This is a genomic window from Leifsonia sp. 1010 (genome assembly GCF_031455295.1).
GTDB lineage: Bacteria > Actinomycetota > Actinomycetes > Actinomycetales > Microbacteriaceae > Leifsonia.
On the sequence record NZ_JAVDSL010000002.1, the window covers coordinates 122,794 to 141,915 of the forward strand.

Below are 19,122 nucleotides of genomic sequence, written 5' to 3' on the forward strand. Positions count from 1 at the left end.
TCTCGTGTGTATTGCGCACCGCGCTCGCAACGCGGCCCTCACTCCGTCTTCGACGCGACCTGACGCAGTTCCAGGAGCGGGCAGCTGAACGGGTCCTTGTCTCCGAGGCCGACCTGGTTGATGTGGCGCGTGACGATCGCGTACGACTGCAGGAGACCCGTCTCGGTGTAGCGGGTGCCGTTCGCGTCGCAGAAGGCGCGGATCATCGGTGCGGCCCGACGCAGGTGCGGGCGCGGCATCGACGGGAAGAGGTGGTGCTCGATCTGGTAGTTGAGGCCGCCCATCAGGAAGTCGATGGTGCGTCCGCCGCGGATGTTGCGGCTCATCAGCACCTGCCGGCGGAGGAAGTCGAGCTTCATGTCGTGCGGCACCAGCGGCATCCCCTTATGGTTCGGCGCGAACGACATGCCCATGTAGAAGCCGAACAGTCCCAGCTGGACGCCGAGGAACGCGGCCGCCTTGCCCGGCGGGAGGACCAGGAGCACGAGGGCAAGGTATCCGAGGATGCGGACCGCGAGGAACGACACCTCCACGGCCCGGCGCCGCAGCTCACCGCGCGCGAACACCCGCCGGACGCTCGACGCGTGCAGCGACAGACCCTCGAGAAGCAGGATGGGGAAGAAGAACCAGCCCTGGTGTCCGATCAGCCAACGCACCGGCCGGGAGCGTTTCGCCGCCACCTGAGCCGGGGTGAACGACATCACCGGGAGCTCGATGTCGGGATCGGCGCCCTCCTGGTTGGGATTGGCGTGGTGGCGCGTGTGCTTGTGCTGCCACCAGCCGTAGCTCATCCCGACGAACAGGTCGCCGACGATGAGGCAGATCCAGTCGTTCCAGCGCCCGGACCGGAAGATCTGGCGATGGGCGGCGTCGTGGCCGAGGAAGGCGATCTGCGTGAAGACGAACGCGAACACCACGGCGGTGGCGAGCTGCCACCAGCTGTCGCCGATGATGACGAACGCGGCGATCATCGCCGCGGTGACGACGGGGACCAGGATGAGTTTGGTCCAGTAGTAGCCGTAGCGGCGGTGCAGGAGACCGGCCTCACGGACCATCGTCGCGAGTTCGGAGTAGCCCCCGTCGCGTGCGGTCGTACGTGCGGTGGTGGTGCGTATGCCCGTGGGCTGCAGGCCCGTCGAGCGTGGAGACAGTTGCGACATTGCGGGCCCCGAATCATTGCGAGTCGCGCCGGGGTCCTGGACGCTGTGACCGCGATTCTACGCCGCCCATCCCCGTTGTGGCGGTGTAGCGGCGACCTCTCAGGTGCGGTTGCGCTTGGCCAGCGTCGAGCGCCGCACCAGGCCGATCACCAGGGTCGCGATCACCAGCACGATGCCGATGATCCCCAGCCACAGCAGCCCCTTGATGGCGAAGCCGACGATCGCGAGGATCAGCCAGAGCACGATGAGGACGATGACCAGGATGAGCATGCCCCGAACGTACTCCGCGGGCGGCCGGAAGTAACCCTGTTCGGGAATCGCAGATACCTAGCGCGCTCCCAGAGACTCACGCTGCGCGAGGGCGAGGACCGTTGCGCGGATGACCAGGCCGGCCGTCGCACCGGACCAGACGGTCGGGTGGATGCCGTCGGCGGTCGTGCCCTCGATCCACCTGCCGTCGGGGGCGCGGACACTCGCCCAGGGGTCGACGAACGACCAGCCGGAGCGGGCGGCGAGCTCGCGGAGGCGGGCATTGAGCGCCGATGTCTGGGCGGGTGCCGCGTTCTTCGGAGCGACGGCGGACAGGATCTTCGTGCGCACGCCGGCCTTCGCGAAGATGGCGGTGATGTTCTGCAGGGTCCAGGCGGTCGGAACGGGATGGCTCCCGTCGCCGATGTCGTTCGTGCCGGCCATGACGACGATGACATCCGCGTCGACCGGCCGGGTCCCCGCCAGCAGCTGCGCCGTGTCGTCGCCCCAGTAGCGGAAGCCGCCGGCATCCACCACGCGGCCCGTCGCCGCGCTGCGCACCCACGACCACCCGGTCGGGGTGCCGACGCGGTCCGTGAAGGCTGTGATCGAGTCCCCGATGGCCGCCATGCGAATGGGAATGGACGGCCCGGCCGCCGCGGGTGTGCAGCAGACGAGGGCCAGCAGGATGGCGACGTTGGCGAGGATCCCGCGGGCGAAGCGCTTCTGGCCGCTTCCGCGTCGCATCGGGTCAGTCGAGTCCCGCGCCGACCGTCGCCGGGCCCGTTACCCGCGGACGCGCGACCAGGCGGTGGTGGAAGCGTCGCGCGAGCGGGCGCTCCAGAGCAAACCACGACACCGTCGCGGCGGCCACCGTGAGGGGGAGCGCCAGCAGGAGGGTGATGTTCGGGTCCGGGGCGAAGCGCACCTGGAGCAGCAGGATGATCGGGTAGTGCCACAGGTACATGCCGTAGGAGATGCGGCCCAGGTAGTCGAACGGCGGCAGCGAGAAGATCCGGGTGAGCAGCGAGCTCTGGTGCGTCACGAGGAAGGCGATGAGCGCGCAGGTCGCGATGCCGACCGCCGGGAGACCGATCGTGTAGTACAGGTAGACCTTCTTCTCGGCGCCGGCCACGTTGAATTCGGGGACGAGCACCGCGACCGCGGCGAGGTAGACGAGCGCCGGGCCCACTGCCCACGCGGAGACGCGGCGGAGGATGTTCCCGGCGCCCGCGTGGAACGCGACCGCCAGCAGGGCGCCCATCAGCAGCATGTCGACGCGGAAGGTGGTCGCGAACGTCTGGTACAGGTTGCTCGGGTCGAAGACGAGGAAGCGCGAGACCACGACCGCCAGCACCAGCACGCCGATGAGGATGGTGAGGGCGCGCAGCGGCCGGCGGAAGCGCAGCGCCAGGATGACCAGCAGCGGCCAGAGGATGTAGAACTGCTCCTCGACGGAGAGCGACCAGAGCGGTCCGAACGCGCCGAGCGCTCCGCTGTTGGTGATGACGATGAGCCAGTTGGAGAAGTAGAACAGCACGCCCGGCGTGGACGACAGGGTCGCCGGGGCGAGCGTCCCGAACCGGCCGGGGAGGAACAGTGCGATGGTGTCGACGACCAGGACGAGCAGCAGGAGCGCGGGAACCAGGCGGAGGATGCGGCGGCCCCAGAAGCGCAGCAGGTCGATGCGTCCCAGCTTCTCGTGCTCCCGGAGCAGCAGCGTCGTGATGAGGTAGCCGCTCAGGACGAAGAAGACGTCGACGCCGAATCCGCCGCCGTGCATCCACGAGACATGGGCGTGCGCTGCGATCACCGCGAGGACGGCGAAGCACCGGATCCCGTCGAGTCCCTTGATTCTCTGCACAGGCAGAGAGTCTAGGTCACGTGGGCTCAGCGGTCGCGCGCGATCACCGAGAAGTCCTTGTCGCCGAGGCCCGCATCCACCGCTCGCTGCAGCTCGGCGGCGACGAGGGCTGCCGCGGGGAGCGGGGTGTCGGCGGTGCCGATCATCAGGCGGAGATCCTTGGCGAGCAGGGAGGCGGAGAATTGGGTGTCGTCGAAGTCGCCCGACGCGACGACGGGTCCCTTCATGCCCGCGATCGGGGCGATCGTGGTCAGTGGCAGCATCGACAGCGCCTCGTCGGATGACAGGCCGCCGGCGGTGCCGAGCCGGAGGGATTCGCTGAGCGCCTCCATCGAGATCGCCAGCGCCAGGTTGGCGACCAGTTTGGCGGCGGCCGCCTTCTCCGGACGATCGAAGGTGCGGATCTTGTCGGGGTCGGCCCAGAGGGCCACGACGGTGCGGGCATCGCGGGCGGCGTCGTGCTCGCCGCCGATCAGCACCGCGAGACTCCCGGCACGTGCGGGCGCGAGCGAACCGACCACCGGCGAGTGGATGTAGCGCACGCCCGCATCCTCGGCCCACGCCGCGAAGTCGGTCGCGTCGGAGGGCGCGACGGTCGTGATGTCGATCCACAGCGCTCCCTCCGGGATCGGGAGGGACGGCTCGAGCACGGTCTCGCGGACGGCCTCCGGGCCGAACAGAACGGTGATGACGGCGTCCGCCCCCTCGACCGCTTCGGCGGCGGAGGACGCGATGCGAGCGCCCCGGCGTCCGACGGCTTCGGCCGGTCCGGGGGAGCGGTTCCACGCGGTGACGTGGTGACCGGCGTCGATGAGGTGGGTGACCAGCTCGCGGCCCATGCGGCCGAGCCCGAGGAAGGCGATGTCCATGGCATCCACTGTGCGCCTGAGACCGCGGGCGGGGAAGGGCCGGTCAGTCCCGCCGCGTGAGGGCGTCCCGTCGCTCGAGCAGGAACGCCCGCTCGGCGTCACCGCCGCACAGCGAGGCGGCGACGCCGTATTCGTGCGCGGCCTCGGCCGTCCGCCCGGCGCGCAGCAGGAGCCCGGCCCGCACGCCGTGGAGCAGGTAGAAGCCGGCGAGCGGTTCGCGCAGCGGGTCCAGCGCGGCCAGGCCCGTATCCGGTCCCTGCACCTCGGCTACGGCGACCGCACGGTTCAGCGCGACCACGGGCGTGGGGGAGGCGCGCAGCAGCTGGTCGTAGAGGGCGACGATCTGCGGCCAGTCCGTGTCCGCGGCCGTCGGGGCGTCGTCATGCACCGCTTGGATGGCCGCCTGCAGCTGATACGGACCCGGCCGCCCGCGCGCCAGGCATTTCCGGACTAGCTCGTGGCCCTCGGCGATCTGCTCCGCGTTCCAGCGGGACCGGTCCTGCTCGGGGAGCGGGACGAGAGCGCCCGCCGCGTCGACCCGGGCCGCTCGGCGCGCATCCACCAGCAGCAGCAGGGCGAGGAGGCCGAGCACCTCCTCCTCGTCCGGCAGCAGGGAACGCAGTTCGCGCGCCAGCCGGATCGCCTCCGTGCACAGCTCCTCCCGTACGAGCCGGTCGCCGGCGCTCGCTGCGTACCCCTCGCTGAACACGAGGTACACCACGGCCAGCACGGACCGTAGCCGGGCGGGGAGGTCGTCGGCGGAGGGGATGCGGTACGGGATGCGCGCGTCGCGGATCTTCGCCTTCGCGCGCGAGATGCGCTGCGCCATCGTCGGCTCGGGCACGAGGAACGCCCGGGCGATCTCGGCGGTGGTCAGCCCGCCGAGCAGGCGGAGGGTCAGGGCGACGCGGGCCTCCGGCGACAGGGCGGGATGGCAGCAGGTGAAGACGAGGCGGAGGCGGTCGTCGGCGATGGCGTCGGCGGGGTCGTCGGCATCCTCGTCGGCATCCGCATGGCCGTCGTCGGTCAGCTGCCGCAGCAGGGCCGCCTCGGCTTCCTTCTCGCGCCCGACCGCATCCCGTCGCAGCCGGTCGATCGCGCGGCGACGGGCCGTCGTGATGATCCAGCCGGCCGGTGCGGGTGGAATGCCGTCGCACGGCCAGCGCTCGGCGGCGACGGCGAAGGCGTCCTGCACCGCATCCTCTGCGCGGTCGAGGTCGCCGAAGACGCGGTACAGCACGGAGACGGCGCGGCCGTACTGTTCGCGGAACACCGACGTGATCGCGTCGGCGTCCGGCAGCGGAACCGTTGCACCGTTCTCCATCCCGGGTGCTCCCGTCACTCCGCGAAGGGCCGCACCTCGATCGGCAGCGTGGTGGCCAGCGCGAGCCGCCTGCCCCACTCGAGTGCCGCATCCAAGTCGGGCGCCTCCACGATCGTGAAGCCGCCGAGATGCTCCTTGCCTTCGGCGAACGGGCCGTCGGTGACCAGGACGTCGCCATCCTGCGGGCGCAGCACGGTGGAGGCGGAGATCGGGAGGAGGCCGTTCGAGAACACCCACGCGCCGGCGGCCCGGATGTCGGCGTTCAGGGCGTCGAGGTCGCGTCCGATGGCGGCGAGCACCTCGGGCGCCGGAGCTGCTCCATCCGGCTGGTAGACGCTGAGCAGGTACTGGGTCATTGTCGTGTTCCTCTCCGGAGCGCCGCTGAGGGGTGCGCTCTCACCGTCTACACGAACACCCTGCCGCATTCTCGACAGCGACGGCGGAATCCGCCGCCGTTCACGCGGTCGCGCGCCGGTGACGGTCCTCCGGCAGGAACAGCGCGGCGATCAGGCCGCCGACGCCGAGGATCGCCAGCACGGCCATCGCGGTGCCGTACGCCGCCCCGCCCGCGTCGATGTTGGCGACGAGGATGGTGCCGGCGATCGCCGTGCCGAGCGTCGATCCCAGGTTGGATACGCTCCGCGACAGCCCGGAGATCTCGCCCTGCGCCTTCTCGGGGAACGCCGATTGCACGACGTTCACCGACGGCGTGAGCATCAGTCCGAGCCCGGCGCCGATCAGGAACAGCCCGGGCACGAACGACCATTCCGTCGTGCTCACCGCCACCAGCCAGATCAGCAGCACCACCCCGGGGATGCAGAGCACGAACCCGGTCAGGATGAGACCCCGCTGCGAGAAGCGCTTCGCCAGCCTCCCGGCCACCAGCGATGTCAGGAGCAGTCCGACCGTCGCCGCGGTGAAGATGACGCCGGTCTCGATGGCGTTGTGACCGCGCACCACCTGGAGGTAGGCGGACACCGTGAACGACGTGCCCATCAGCAGCACCCACTGCAGGTTCTGGGTGATCAGCGCGATGTTCGACACCCGGTTCTTGAATAAGGCAGTGGAGAGCAGCACCTCTTTGCCCGCGCGCTCGCGGCTGCGCACCCACCAGAAGAAACCGGCGAGAATGACGATCCCGGCGAGGACGAGGGCGATCATCAGCGGGACGCTGGTGTCGGCCGCGAGGATGCCGAGCACCAGCACGAACAGTCCGAGGGCGGAGAGCACAGCGCCGACGACGTCGAACGGCCGGTCGGGGTCGGCAGGCACCGGGTCGGTCAGACGACGGCTGAGCAGCAGGATGATCACGATGATGAGCGCCTGGAACAGGAACGCAGCCCGCCAGCTGATCGCGCTGGTGATCAGGCCGCCGATCAGCGGACCGGCGGCGGCGCCGATGCCGCCGAGCGCGCTGATGATCCCGAACGCCCAGGCACGCGTCGCGATGTCCGGCAGGTAGAGGGTGGTCAGGATGTAGACCGGCGGGATCAGCAGCGCCGTCCCGATCCCCTCGAGGATGCTGTTGCCGAGGATGAGCGCCCACAGCCCGGGGGAGAGCGCGCTGATGATCGCGCCGATGCCGTAGACGATGAGCCCGAGGGTGAAGCAGCGTTTCCGGCCGATCTTGTCGGTCAGCTTGCCCGCCGGGATCATCAGGGCGGCCATGGTCAGCAGGAACAGCGTGATGCTGACCTGGATGCCCTGGACGGTCGTGTCGAGATCCTTCGACATGTCGTTGATCATCACGTTCATGTTCGAGCCCGCGAAGCTGCAGATGAACTGCGCGAGCGCGAGCGGCGCGATCAGGCGCCGGACCGATGCGTGCGAGACGCCGACGGCTGCTGCGGTCATGGTGACCTCCGATCGGGAGGGCGGACTCCGCCCGGATGCTAGCTCCGCGGGTGCGCCCTCGGGTAGACGGCAATCCACCGGAGCCGAAGATCTCTCTCGCCGGTCACGTGTCCGCGGGGTTACCATCCCGCCATCGACCGGAGGGGGCACATCATGGCCGCAACCGAGAACGCGTTCCCGGATATCGCCGACCACGGACTGATCGGCGACCTGCAGACGGTGGCCCTCGTCTCGACCGAGGGGTCGATCGACTGGTTCTGTGCACCGCGCTTCGACTCGCCGGCGGTCTTCTCGTCGCTGCTCGACCGCGAGAAGGGCGGCTTCTTCCGCATCCGGGCGGAGGACGACGGGATGCGGATCAAGCAGATGTACTTCCCGCAGACGGCCGTCCTCATCACCCGGTTCATGTGTCCGTCCGGAGTCGGCGAGGTGATCGACTTCATGCCCGTCGCCGACGAGCCCACCATCCCGAGCGACAACCGCATGGTGCTGCGCGGCATCCGGGTGGTCCGTGGCGAACTGGACTTCCACATCGAGTGCCGTCCGCGGTTCGACTTCGGTCGGCGTCACCACACGGCGAGCGCAGTCGACGGCGGCGTGGTGTTCGAGGGCGACGCGGTCCGCGCGTCCCTCACCGGGCTGACGGCGGATGAGCTGGGCGGCCTCGACCTCGCCGGTGGCGATGTGGATGCGACGGTCACGGTCTCCGCGGGAGAACTCCGGCTCTTCGTCTTCCAGACCGCGCCGGAGTCCGGAGCCGAGCCGCTCACCGCGGACGCCGGAGAGACGGCCTTCCGCGAGACCGTGGCGTTCTGGCGCGAGTGGCTTCAGCGCAGCACGTACGCGGGCCGCTGGCGCGAGTCGGTGGAGCGATCCGCCATGGTGCTGAAGCTGCTGCAGTACGCGCCGAGCGGCGGACTGGTCGCCGCGCCGACGGCCGCGCTACCCGAGCAGCTCGGGGGAGTGCGCAACTGGGACTACCGCTACACCTGGATCCGCGACGGCTCGTTCTCCGTCTTCTCGCTGCTCGCGCTCGGCTACACCGAGGAGGCGATCGCGTTCGCGCTGTGGGTCTCCGACCGGGTCGCCGAACAGGCCGGGGAGAGCTCGGGCCCGCTGAAGATCATGTACCGGATCGACGGTTCCTCCGACCTGGAAGAGCGCGAACTGGAGGACTTCGAGGGGTACGCGGGGTCGCGTCCGGTGAACATCGGCAACGGCGCCGCCGACCAGCTGCAGCTCGACATCTACGGGGAGGCGCTCGACGCGCTGTACGCCACCGAGCGCTACCGGCCGATCGGGCATCCCGGCTGGAGCAAGCTGTGCCGGATCCTCGACTGGCTGGTGGCGAACTGGGACCAGCCGGACGAGGGCGTCTGGGAGACGCGCGGCGGCCGCAAGGACTTCACGTACGGACGCATCATGTGCTGGGTCGCCTTCGACCGGGCCATCGCCATCGCCCGCGACCGGGGGCTGCCCGCTCCTCTCGAGGAGTGGCTCGAGGCGCGCGATGCCATCTACGAGCAGGTGTTCACCCGGTGCTGGAATCCGGACCGGCAGGCGTTCGTGCAGTACCCGGGCACCGACGTCGTGGATGCGATCACCCTGCTGATGCCGCTGGTCGGCATGATCTCGCCGCAGGACCCGATGTGGCTGTCGACGCTCGACGCCATTACCGAGGAGCTGGTGACCGACAGTCTGGTGTACCGCTACAACCCGGCCGCGTCGCCGGACGGCCTGCCCGGTGCGGAGGGGACCTTCTCGCTGTGCTCCTTCTTCTACGTGAACGCCTTGACGGATGCGGGCAGGATCGACGAGGCGCAGTACGCCTTCGAGAAGATGCTGACCTACGGCAACCACCTGGGGCTGTTCGCCGAGGAGATCGACCCGGCGGGGCTGCAGCTGGGCAACTTCCCGCAGGCGTTCACCCACCTCGCGCTGATCCGAGCGGCGATCACTCTGGACGCTGCGCTCGACCGGCAGCAGAAGCGAGAGGCGGCTCCTCCGGCCGGCCCGCGGGCGACCTCCGGCCGACCGCGCCGCTGACGCGCAGGTAGACGATGAGCCAGGCGAACACCACGACGCCGGCCACGAGCTCTGTCGCCGTGAGCACGTAGTAGCCGACGACGAAGAACAGCAGGACGGCGACGATCGTCGCGAAGAACACGTAACCGAGCACGAAGAACGCGATCGGAGCCTCCGGCAGTGCAGCCCGCACCCAGAAGACGACGAGCGAGAACACCAGCACCATCCCGACCGCCGACACGTTGTGCAACACCTGCGAGACGTTCAGCGGGAAGAGCCCGACCCCCGCGAGGAGCACCCCGATGAGGATGAGTCCGACGCGCACCCGAATGAGCGCGGCGCGTCGACGGTCGGCGACCGGATCACCCTCCGACACCGGGGCCAGGAAGCGCGTGTCCGTCGCGTAGCGCGCCATCGCCGTGACGATCACGCCGGCGATGATCAGGGTCAGGTTGAACGAGAGCGACGAGATCGACTGGGTCATGCCCAGGGCGCTCAGGTGCAGCATCCACCAGTGCGGGTCCGGGGCGCTGAGCATCGCCGTGAGGATGCCGACGATGACGAAGGCGGCGAGCACCGTGGACAGCCGCATCAGGCTCATGTTGACCGCCGACAGGAACACGGCGTACCCGGTGACGGCCGCCGCGGTCGCGGCGAGTGCGGATGCCGAGAGGAAGTACACCGTCGCGTCCTGGAAGCCGTCGGCGAGCACTGTTCCGAGCACCAGCCAGCCGAGGAGCGCGATGACGCCGTGCGCCACGGCGATGGCGATGGTGTCGAACACGTCGACCGGGGAGACGCCCGGCCGCCGCCGCTCGCCGGAGGCGGCGAACGGGGTGAGACCGTCGCGCATCCACAGCCTCCCGACCACGTACGCCAGGACGGCGACGATCCCGCCCGCGTACGCGACGAACTGGCCGACGGAGTCCGGTCCCGCGATCGGCAGGTCGCGACCCCAGAACAGCGGGAGCGCGACGATGCCCGCGAGGACGAACGCCGCGGCGCCCGCGACAATGGCGGCGCCCTCCGCCTTGAGCAGCGGAGTGCGCCGCATCTGCCCAACGGTGTCGCCCATGTCACCACCTCGCCGGCCGGGAACGCGCTCACTGTACCGCCGTGCGGAGCGCGGGCACCAGGCATCGTTCCCGCCGAGTGCGAGGTGCGGGACGCGGGCGTGACGTCAGTCGGACGAGGGCACCCGCTCTAGCAGCGCGACGCCGATCTTCGAGTCCGCCATGCCGTAGAACACCCAGTCGCGGCCGTCCACCGTCTCGATGGCGGTCGGGAACACGACATTGGGCACGATTCCGCTCCGCTCGTCCTCCGTCTCGGCCGAGAGCAGGGGCTCAGGGGTGCGGTCGAGCACCCGCCACGGCTCGTCGCCGTCGAGGATCATCGCGCCGGCGGCGTAGTTGACGTTCTTCTGCTGCGCGACCCCCGACTCCAGTCGGCCGGTGACACCGTGGTGGATGAGCAGCCAGCCTTCGGGGACCCGGCGCGGCGCCGGGCCCGCACCGATCTTGAGCTCCTCGAACGGGAACTCGGGACCCGCGAGGAACCGGTTCTGCCGCCAGCGCGCCAGCTCGCGCAGGTCGCTCTGCACGGCATCCACGGGGATGAACGCGATCCAGATGCTCGGACGGCTCTCGCCGGCTGGGGGATGCTCGCCCTCGCCCGGACGAATCTCGCCCAGATCCCACACCGGCCGGTGGAGCACGGCGAGGCTCGGCGTGCCGTCGGGCGCGGTGACCGGTTCGGGGAAGAACACGGTGTCCTTGTTGTGGAAGAGCGACAGGTCGATGCCGAGCTCGTCGTCGTACTCGAACGACACCGGGCCGAGCCGCCGCCAGGCGCGCAGGTCGTCGGAGATCGCGACGGCGGTGTGCGGGCCGAGCGGTCCGTAGGCGACGTACGTCATCACGTGCAGCCCGAGCGACGGGATGAACGTGATGCGCGGGTCCTCGACGCCCGCGTTCGATCGGCCGCGCTCGAAGGGGCGGTCCGGTTCGAGGACGACGCCCTGGCGTTCGACGGCGACCGGGACGCCGTCCTCCGTGATCACGCGGGCGAGGCCGACGCGCGAGACGTTGCCCTCGGCGACGAGACGCGGCAGCAGGTACAGGTCGCCGTCGGGGCCGCGGCCGGAGGCGGGGTTGAGCACCCCCTCCGCCTCGAGCGGGTCGCCGGCGACGGGTGTCATCACGACGCCCGCGCGCGAGAGCCGGTACGGGAACGCGCTCATGCGTCCACCTCCTTGTAGAAGTACAGTTCGCGGACCCCGGGCGGAGCATCCCATCCCTGGGCGAATGACCAGCGGTCGTCGAGCTTCTGGAGCCCGCCCCAGGCGAGCGAGCCGCCGCGGTTGAGCTCCAGCTGGGTGAACGGGTCGTCGAGCCGGTACAGCGCTTGCGCTGCGGCGAAGTCGCCGTCGGCGTCGGCGTAGAAGAAGTCGAGCACAAGCCGGTCGCCGTCGACGACGGCGCAGGCGACCTCGAACAGCGTGCCGGGGAGCGGCGACAGGTCGAGGTAGGGCTGCACCTCGAAGCGCCACTCGAGGCCGTCGGTCGAGCGTCCGATCGTGGGCCGGCCGCCGCATCCCTCGGACAGGAACATGAGGTACTCGCCGCCGATGCGCACCGCCCGGCCGTGCTCGTCGCGCGGGATGACGGCTCCCTTCGCCCAGTACTCCGACACCTCGTAGGGGACGACGAGGCCGCGCTTGGTCCAGTGCTCGAGGTCGTCCGAGACCGCGCTCATGATGTCGACGGCGACGGATCCGTCATCCCGTCGCCAGATCGCGTTGTAGAAGAGCACGTAGCCGGTGTCGAGGGCGTAGACCTTCGGGTCCTCGACACCGAGCGTCTCGTTCGCGAGCGTCGGATAGAGGATCGGGTTGGCGGGGGAGTCGTGCCACACGCCGTCCCGCCGGACCGCGTGACCGATCCGGCTGGCGGTCGACTCCTTGCGCGGCGACGCCCGGTAGAACAGGTGCACGTCGTCGCCCCGCTGGATCACGGTCGGGTTGAAGACCGAGTCGCTCGTCCATCCCACCCCGGTCGGGTCGTCCCACTGGCCCTCCGGGCGGAAGGTCAGCGCGTCGTCACGGACGAACGGCCCGATCGCCCAGTCCGGGCGCGCCGGGTAGTGCGCCGAGAACTGGTCGGTCGAGATGCGGTCGGTGAGGGCGTTGGTGTGCGCGAGCGCTTCGCGGTAGCTCGCCAGCAGGGCGTCGTGCTCCGCCGGTGCGGTGTGGACGGTGTCCATGGTCTCCCGTGGTTCGTTTCTGTGGATGGACGCGGTGGGTCAGCCCTTGACGGACGAGCCCAGATCGGTGGAGGTGAAGTAGCGCTGGAACACGATGAACAGGATGACGACGGGTGCGGCCAGCACGACGGCTCCGGAGAGGATCGCGCCGTACGGGTTCGCGGTGGACCCCGCGACCGTCGAGATGTAGTTCGCCAGCGAAACGGCCAGCGGCTGGAGGCTCGCCTCCTTCGTGATCAGGAACGGCCAGAGGAACTCGTTCCACGGGCCGATGAAGGTGAGCAGCAGCACCGTGACGAGAGCAGGTCGCACCAGGGGCAGCGCGATCCGCCAGAGCAGCCGGAACTCGCCGGCGCCATCCACGCGGGCGGCGTCGAACAGCTCCTTCGGGAGCTGCAGGAAGTACTGCCGGAAGATGAGCACGGCCGCCGAGTTGATCGCGAACGGCAGGATCATCCCGAGGTAGTTGTCGGCGAGCCCGTAGTTGCGTGCGATGAGCACGTACAGCGGGATCATCAGCAGCTGGAACGGGATGGTCTGCACCAGCAGCGCCAGGGCGAAGGTGACCCCGCGTCCGCGCCACTGCAGCACGGCGAGCGAGTACCCGGCCAGCACGCCGAACACGACCGTGCCCAGCAGCACGCCGCCGGTGAAGATCCCCGAGTTCACGAGGCCGGTCACCAGGTTGATGCGCGAGTTGATCTCGGCGTAGTTCTGCAGCGTCAGGTTTCCCGGGTTCGGGAAGGCGCCCGCGATCGTCGTGTCGGGGGCCGTCTGCAGCGACCCGACCAGCATGTAGTAGAAGGGGAACAGGAACGCGATGGCGCCGAGCGCCAGCACGATGCCCTGCAGGATCGTCTGCCCGCGGCTCAGCCGCCGCGGAGTCCCCAGGTCCCTCCGGCGCCGTTTCCGTGCCGGTGCGACGGCGCGCGGTGTGGTCTCCGTGGTCATGACTCGTTCCTCCCTCCGACGAAGCGGTTCTGCAGCCAGCCGATGATGAGCACCCCGATGACGAGGATGACCCCGATCGCGGAGGCGTATCCCGGGTGACCCTGCTGGATGCCCTGCTGATAGATCAGCAGCACCGGCGAGGCGGATCGTCCCTCCGGCCCGCCGCCACCGGTGAGCAGATAGGGCTCCGTGAACAGGTTCGCGCCGGTGATCGTCGCGAGCAGCAGCACCAGCACGGTCGCCGGACGCACGCCGGGCACAGTCACCGACATGAACTGCCGGATCTTGCCCGCGCCGTCGGTGGCGGCCGACTCGTACAGCTCGGTCGGCACGTTCTGCAGCGCCGCGAGGTACAGCAGGATGTAGAAGCCGAGACCCTTCCACGTGACGTAGATCGCGATGGAGGGCATGGCGAGGGCCGGGTTCGAGAGCCAGCTCGGGCTCGGCGCCAGCGGACCGAGGATCTGGTTGACGAGTCCGTTCTGGCCGAACAGGAACAGCCAGACGGCGATGGTCGCCACACTCGCTGTCACGTACGGCACGTAGTAGCTCACCCGCAGGAAGGTGCGGAACCGCACGATGCTGTTGAGCCCCGAGGCGAGCAGCAGCGACAGGATGACGGTGAGCGGCACGTTGATGATCAGGAAGATGCCGACGTTGACGAACGACTGCAGCACCTGGGGGTCGGTGAACGCCTGGATGTAGTTGTCGAACCCGACGAACGGGCGATCAACGTTCGCCCCGGGCGCCGCGAAGAAGTAGTCGAAGAACGACATGTACACCGCGAAGCACAGCGGGAACGCGAAGATCGCGAGCACGAAGACGAGGTACGGCGCGCTGAACAGCCAGCCGAGCGGATTGGCGCCCAGGATGCGCTGCACGAGCGGCGGCCGGTGCGTGCGCCCCGACCCGGCGGCGGGCGAGGCGCCCGCCGCCGGCCGTGCGGTGTCAGAACCGCGGACGGAGGTGCTCATGGCTACTTCTGGGCCTGGAGCTTGTCGATCTTGTCGGCTGCCGCCTTGAAGACGTCCTCCACCGATCCGCTGCCGTTCACGACCGCCTTCGTGTAGGCGTCACGCAGGGCCTGCATCTGCGCGATGGTGTTGGTGCCGGTCGGGTCGTCCACCGTGCGAGCGCTCTGCGCACCGAACTCCTTGTACGCGGGGTGCGACTCGAAGTACGACGCGTAGGTGGTGGCCAGGTCCTTGCGGATCGGCATCTGGCCGCTGACGTCGAGCAGCTTGCCGTCCTGCTCCTGGCTGGTCGCGAACTTCAGCACATCCCACGCCGTCCCCTGGTTCTTGCAGGAGGTGTACATGCCGATGTTCTTCGCGTCCGGGAAGGTGTAGGTCTCGTCGGCCGCCTTGCCGTCCTTGGTCGGGACGGGGACGGAGCCCCACTGGACCTTGTCGCCGTAGTACGCGATCGCCCACGGGCCGACGATGGCCATGGCGGACTTGCCGTCCTGGAACGCGTCGCCCTGGTACTGCTCCTTGCCGGCGAGCCCGTCGCTGTAGATGGTCTTCCAGAAGTTGGCGACATCCAGCGAGTCCTGGTCGGCGATGGTGGCCTTGCCGTCCTCGATGAAGGTCTTGCCACCGGTCTGGGCGGCGAGCAGCGGCAGGTAGTCGAAGTTCACCTGGAAGAACTCGCTCGTCGGAGCCGGGTAGATCGCGTACGGCGCTGCGCCGGACGACTTGATCTTCTGCGCGGCGGCCAGGAACTTGTCGTAGGTCGACAGGTCGGGCTTCTCGGGGTCGAGGCCGGCCTTCTGGAAGATGGCCTTGTTGTAGAAGATCATGACGGGGTTCTGCTTCCAGGGCATCTGGTAGTAGTCGCCGTCGGCCGACTTGTACTGGGCCGCGGCGTCACCGCTGCGGGCTTCGATGTACTTGTTGCCGTCCGGGAACTTCGACAGGTCGACGAGGCCGCCCTGCTTCTGCCACTGGCCGGTGGCGGCCGGAAGATTGTTGAACACCAGGCACGGCGTGGTTCCCGCGGTGATGGCGGCGCCGATGACCTCCTCGGTGCTCTTGCCGGCCGGCACCTCCTGCGCCTTGATCTTCTCCTTGGGGTGCGCGGAGTTCCAGGCCGAGACCATGGCCTTGCCCCACTGCACCTCCTGGGTGTTGTTCGAGTACCAGATGGTGATCGGGCCGTGCGCCTTCATGGCGTCCGTGCTGCCGCCTCCGCTCGAGCCGCACGCGGCCAGAGTGCCGGCGACGATGCCGGCCGTGATGAGGGAGATGGCGATCCTGCGCTTTCGCATGTCTCTGCCTTTCGGTGGGTGTGGGGGTGGGGTCGATCAGCCGGCCGACGGCGGGGCGGTGGAGGCGCGCACTACCAGCCGGGCGGGCGGCAGCGCGACGTCGCCGGGTTCGCCGTCCTCCACCAGCCGCAGCAGCGCGGTGGCGGCGGCGGTTCCCCAGCCGGCCGGGTCGTTGTCGAGGGTGGTGAGGGAGGGGTAGACGAACGACCCGATGTGCGAGCCGTCCAGTCCGGTGATGGAGAGCTCGGCCGGGAGGTCGAGCCCTCGCTCATGAGCGACGCCCATGCCCGCGATCGCCATCGGGTCGTTCCCGTAGACGATCGCGGTCGGGCGGTCCTCTGTCTCGAGCAGGGCCTTGGTGGCCTCGGCGCCCTGCTCGGGAGAGAAGTCTGTGGTGACGACGACGGGCGAGATCCCGGCCGCCGCCGCGGCGAGCTCGAAGCGCTCGCGCCTGCGGAGCCCGTGCAGCATCCGCTCGTCGCCCGAGACGTGGGCGATGCGGCGGTGCCCGAGCTGCACGAGGTGCCGGACGAGCTCGTCGATGCCGGAGTCGTAGTCACGGGTGATGACGGGGAAGGGGCTGCCGCCGGGCGGTTCGCCGAGCGACACGGCGTAGGAGCCGAGCCGCGAGATCAGCGGGATGCGTTCGTCCGCGGCCAAGAGGTCGGTGAGCAGGAACCCGTCGACGCGCTTGTCGGCGACGAGCCGCTCATACGCACGTTCCTCGGCAGCGCGGTCGGGCACGACGGTCAGCACGAGCACGTTGCCGCGTTCGGCGAGCACGGTCTCCACTCCCGCGATGAACGAGGCGAAGAACGGGTCCACCTCGATCGTGCGGGGTTCGCGCCGCAGCACCAGCCCGAGGGCGTAGGCGCGCCGGGTGCTGAGCCCGCGGGCGCCGGGATGCGGTGTCCAGCCGAGGTCGCGCGCGGTCTGCAGGATACGCTCCCGCGTCTCGCTCGCGACCCCCGGCCGGGCGTTCAGGGTCAGCGACACGAGCGACTTGCTGACGCCCGCGGCGCGGGCGACGTCGTTGATCGTGACGTTGGCCGGATTCATGCGGCGCTCACTTCGGGGTCACCGTGGTGAAGCCGCCGGGGAGGACCACGATGATGCCGTGGGCTCCGACGGTCTGCGTGCGGCTGACCTGGCGGCCGGACGAGTCGTAGCTGGTCGCGGTGACCGGGCCCGTCGCATCCAGCTTCTGCGGCACCGGCAGCTTCGTCGCGTTGATGTAGACGTCGAGGCTGCTGCTGCCCGCGAGCCCGAGGTGCGACACGACGGGCTGAACGAGCAGGGCGTCCAGCCGGGCGGTCCCGGAGACACGCGCGGTCACCGTCGTGGCCTGGGCGGGAACGGGGATGGGCAGGGTCTGCGGCAGCAGGAACACCGGGCTGGGCGCGATGCCCTGCTCACCGGGGCGGACGTTGTCGGTCCGGCCGAGGGGCAGGGTGAAGCGGCCGACCGAGGCGGTCCAGGAGGTCGTGCCCGCTCCGCCCGGGCCGAGGTCGGCGATCGGCAGGATGCGCGCCGCCGGGTGGCCCGTCGGAAGCGTGACCGTGACGGTGGAGCGGTCGGAGGCCTGCAGGTAGGCGCCGCCCGACCAGTTGGCCGAGCCCGTCCATGCCGACGGCGGCGTGACGGTGGTGACGGTGCCGGTCGTCGTGCCGGACTCCGCCTCGACCACCGTGAGGCCCTGCGTCGCGGTCGTGCGAGTGAGGGCGGTGGCGGCGCGGGCGATGGCGGGATGCGCATCCAGCGCGAGCATGCTCAGCTGGGTGTGGATGACCGACTCGGCTCCGCAGTTGCGGTTGACCGTGCCGTCGGCCGCGATGCCGTCGACGCAGACACCGGTCGCCGGGTCGTACGCCGGAACGCCGGCGCGGTTGGCCCCGAAGTACCAGGCGGCCTGCGCTCCGGCCAGCGCGGCGAGTCCGCCGGCGCCGGTCGCGTCGGCCGCGGCGACGAGTCCCTCGAGTCGCGAATCGACGCCGTAGGCGATCTGGGTGCGGTCGGCCGGGGTCGGCGTCCAGCCGTTGTCCGGTCCGCCGGTCGCGAGCAGTTGGGCGGTGAACTGGGCGAGGTCGGTGGTCGCACTGCGCTGCAGGGAGGCGTCGCCGAGGGTCGTGGACGCCGCGGTGAGGGCGGCGGGCTGCATACCGGCCCAGGCGTGCCAGAAGGTGGGGGAGTTCGCCTCGGGCAGCAGGGCGCCGAACGGCCACTGGCCGATGCCGCCGCTCTGCAGCTTCGCGATTCCCTCCGAGTAGTGGGCGAGGGCGGTGCGCGCGGCTGTGTCCGCCGGACGGGCGGAGACGTACGCGCTCAGGCCGAGCACGGCCTCCGCCGTCGCCCCGGCGCTGCCGACGATCAGCCAGCCGGGGACGGTGACGCCGTTGGCGACCTGCGTCTGCGGGTACTGGGCGAGCGACTGGCGGCCGAGGGCGCCGAGCGCCAGCTGCATCCGGTCGCCGAGGAACGACGCGAAGGCGGGGTCGGCGTCGCGGAAGCCCGCGTAGCCCTCGCCGAGCGCCCAGACGGTGCGGGCGAGCCAGAACGACTCGGCCGAGTCGGACGGGTCGGGCAGCTCCTTCGGGATGGCGGACGGGTTGAGCGTGCCGTCGTGCTGCTGCCAGAGCACCACGTTGCCGGCGTTCGGGCCGTCCGTCGTCTGCAGGTAGGTGAGCGAGCGGAGCAGTTCGTAGGCCGACGTGCGGCTGGATGCCGTGCCGTTCTGCTTCCAATCGCGGAGGTAGACGACCGCGGCGCGGGAGATGTCGTCGGCGTCGTACGCGCCCTGGGCGTACCAGCCGCGCGCGGCATCGGTGATCGGGCCGCCGCCGACGCGGTGGAAGGTGCCGTCGGACTGCCGGTCGGCGTACACCCAGGGGGCGCGGGCCACCGGCTCCTCGGCGGCACGGTACGTAGTGTGGCCGGCGACGCCCGCGAGGAGCGGGACATCGTCGAGCAGGAAGTCGAGGTGCGCCAGATTGGTGAGCTTCGGCGGTGCGGCGTCCGCGGTGGCGGAGGCGCTGCGGACGGTCGCCGGCGCGGTGGTCGCGGCCTGCGCGGGCAGGGCGACGGCGGTCACCGCCAGCGTCGCGCCCAGCGCGAGAGCGAGCGCAGCCCGCGGTGTCTTCAGTTCTCGGTTACGCATCGTCGCGACCCCTCATGGTGGAGCGGCCCCCGAGCGGGGGTCATCATCTAAACCGGTTTAAAGGACGGTAGGCGCGCTGGCGGCAAAAGTCAACGTGAGTCTTGTGAAGGCCCCGGTCGCGCGACGAGACTGGCCGCAC

The 19,122-nt window shown here is 70.1% G+C and carries 17 protein-coding genes; 1 reads left to right on the plus strand and 16 read right to left on the minus strand.

Annotated elements, in window-relative coordinates; genetic code table 11:
• Window positions 1-38: 38 nt before the first annotated feature.
• The 8 genes from J2Y42_RS11330 to J2Y42_RS11365 form a co-directional block, all read right to left on the minus strand.
• Complete coding sequence (locus J2Y42_RS11330; protein WP_309858446.1) at window positions 39-1,160, minus strand: acyl-CoA desaturase; 1,122 nt, start codon at window positions 1,158-1,160, stop codon at window positions 39-41.
• A gap of 99 nt (window positions 1,161-1,259) precedes the next feature.
• Window positions 1,260-1,430, minus strand: a complete 171-nt coding sequence (locus J2Y42_RS11335; RefSeq protein ID WP_018190543.1) for a hypothetical protein — start codon at window positions 1,428-1,430, stop codon at window positions 1,260-1,262.
• 57 nt (window positions 1,431-1,487) lie between these two features.
• Window positions 1,488-2,156 carry an SGNH/GDSL hydrolase family protein gene (locus tag J2Y42_RS11340; RefSeq protein WP_309858449.1) on the minus strand — a complete coding sequence of 223 codons (669 nt, stop codon included), beginning with the start codon at window positions 2,154-2,156 and terminating at the stop codon, window positions 1,488-1,490.
• 4 nt (window positions 2,157-2,160) lie between these two features.
• Window positions 2,161-3,273, minus strand: coding sequence for an acyltransferase (locus J2Y42_RS11345; RefSeq protein ID WP_309858452.1), 1,113 nt, complete (start codon window positions 3,271-3,273; stop codon window positions 2,161-2,163).
• A gap of 26 nt (window positions 3,274-3,299) precedes the next feature.
• The gene (locus J2Y42_RS11350) at window positions 3,300-4,142 is read right to left on the minus strand and encodes an NAD(P)-dependent oxidoreductase (protein WP_309858455.1); all 843 of its coding nucleotides are present in this window, start codon (window positions 4,140-4,142) and stop codon (window positions 3,300-3,302) included.
• 43 nt (window positions 4,143-4,185) lie between these two features.
• Window positions 4,186-5,466 (minus strand): sigma-70 family RNA polymerase sigma factor, encoded by a 1,281-nt coding sequence (locus J2Y42_RS11355; RefSeq protein WP_309858459.1) that lies wholly within the window; start codon window positions 5,464-5,466, stop codon window positions 4,186-4,188.
• A 14-nt stretch (window positions 5,467-5,480) separates the two neighbouring features.
• Window positions 5,481-5,822 carry a YciI family protein gene (locus J2Y42_RS11360; RefSeq protein WP_309858463.1) on the minus strand — a complete coding sequence of 114 codons (342 nt, stop codon included), beginning with the start codon at window positions 5,820-5,822 and terminating at the stop codon, window positions 5,481-5,483.
• Between the two features lie 100 nt (window positions 5,823-5,922).
• Window positions 5,923-7,320 (minus strand): MFS transporter, encoded by a 1,398-nt coding sequence (locus tag J2Y42_RS11365; protein ID WP_309858466.1) that lies wholly within the window; start codon window positions 7,318-7,320, stop codon window positions 5,923-5,925.
• A gap of 153 nt (window positions 7,321-7,473) precedes the next feature.
• Here J2Y42_RS11365 and J2Y42_RS11370 point away from each other — a divergent pair, with 153 nt between their 5' ends.
• Window positions 7,474-9,366: a glycoside hydrolase family 15 protein gene (locus J2Y42_RS11370; protein ID WP_309858469.1), complete on the plus strand. Its 1,893-nt coding sequence runs from the start codon at window positions 7,474-7,476 to the stop codon at window positions 9,364-9,366.
• Here the strand turns inward: J2Y42_RS11370 and J2Y42_RS11375 are convergent.
• The 8 genes from J2Y42_RS11375 to J2Y42_RS11410 all read right to left on the minus strand — a co-directional run bounded on the left by J2Y42_RS11375 (window position 9,275) and on the right by J2Y42_RS11410 (window position 18,983).
• Entirely contained in the window at window positions 9,275-10,420 is a 1,146-nt protein-coding gene (locus J2Y42_RS11375) for a hypothetical protein (RefSeq protein WP_309858471.1), read from the minus strand. The genes J2Y42_RS11370 and J2Y42_RS11375 overlap by 92 nt on opposite strands.
• A gap of 105 nt (window positions 10,421-10,525) precedes the next feature.
• The gene (locus tag J2Y42_RS11380; protein ID WP_309858474.1) at window positions 10,526-11,587 is read right to left on the minus strand and encodes a glycosidase; all 1,062 of its coding nucleotides are present in this window, start codon (window positions 11,585-11,587) and stop codon (window positions 10,526-10,528) included.
• Window positions 11,584-12,609 (minus strand): hypothetical protein, encoded by a 1,026-nt coding sequence (locus J2Y42_RS11385; protein WP_309858477.1) that lies wholly within the window; start codon window positions 12,607-12,609, stop codon window positions 11,584-11,586. Before J2Y42_RS11385 ends, J2Y42_RS11380 begins: the two co-directional genes overlap by 4 nt.
• Window positions 12,610-12,648: 39 nt before the next feature.
• Window positions 12,649-13,560, minus strand: a complete 912-nt coding sequence (locus J2Y42_RS11390) for a carbohydrate ABC transporter permease (protein ID WP_309858479.1) — start codon at window positions 13,558-13,560, stop codon at window positions 12,649-12,651.
• On the minus strand, window positions 13,557-14,534 hold the full coding sequence (locus J2Y42_RS11395; protein WP_309858482.1) for a sugar ABC transporter permease: 978 nt from the start codon (window positions 14,532-14,534) through the stop codon (window positions 13,557-13,559). Before J2Y42_RS11395 ends, J2Y42_RS11390 begins: the two co-directional genes overlap by 4 nt.
• 2 nt (window positions 14,535-14,536) lie before the next feature.
• Window positions 14,537-15,829, minus strand: a complete 1,293-nt coding sequence (locus tag J2Y42_RS11400) for a sugar ABC transporter substrate-binding protein (RefSeq protein WP_309858483.1) — start codon at window positions 15,827-15,829, stop codon at window positions 14,537-14,539.
• A gap of 36 nt (window positions 15,830-15,865) precedes the next feature.
• On the minus strand, window positions 15,866-16,888 hold the full coding sequence (locus tag J2Y42_RS11405; RefSeq protein ID WP_309858486.1) for a LacI family DNA-binding transcriptional regulator: 1,023 nt from the start codon (window positions 16,886-16,888) through the stop codon (window positions 15,866-15,868).
• A gap of 7 nt (window positions 16,889-16,895) precedes the next feature.
• Complete coding sequence (locus tag J2Y42_RS11410; RefSeq protein WP_309858488.1) at window positions 16,896-18,983, minus strand: hypothetical protein; 2,088 nt, start codon at window positions 18,981-18,983, stop codon at window positions 16,896-16,898.
• Between the last annotated feature and the right edge of the window lie 139 nt (window positions 18,984-19,122).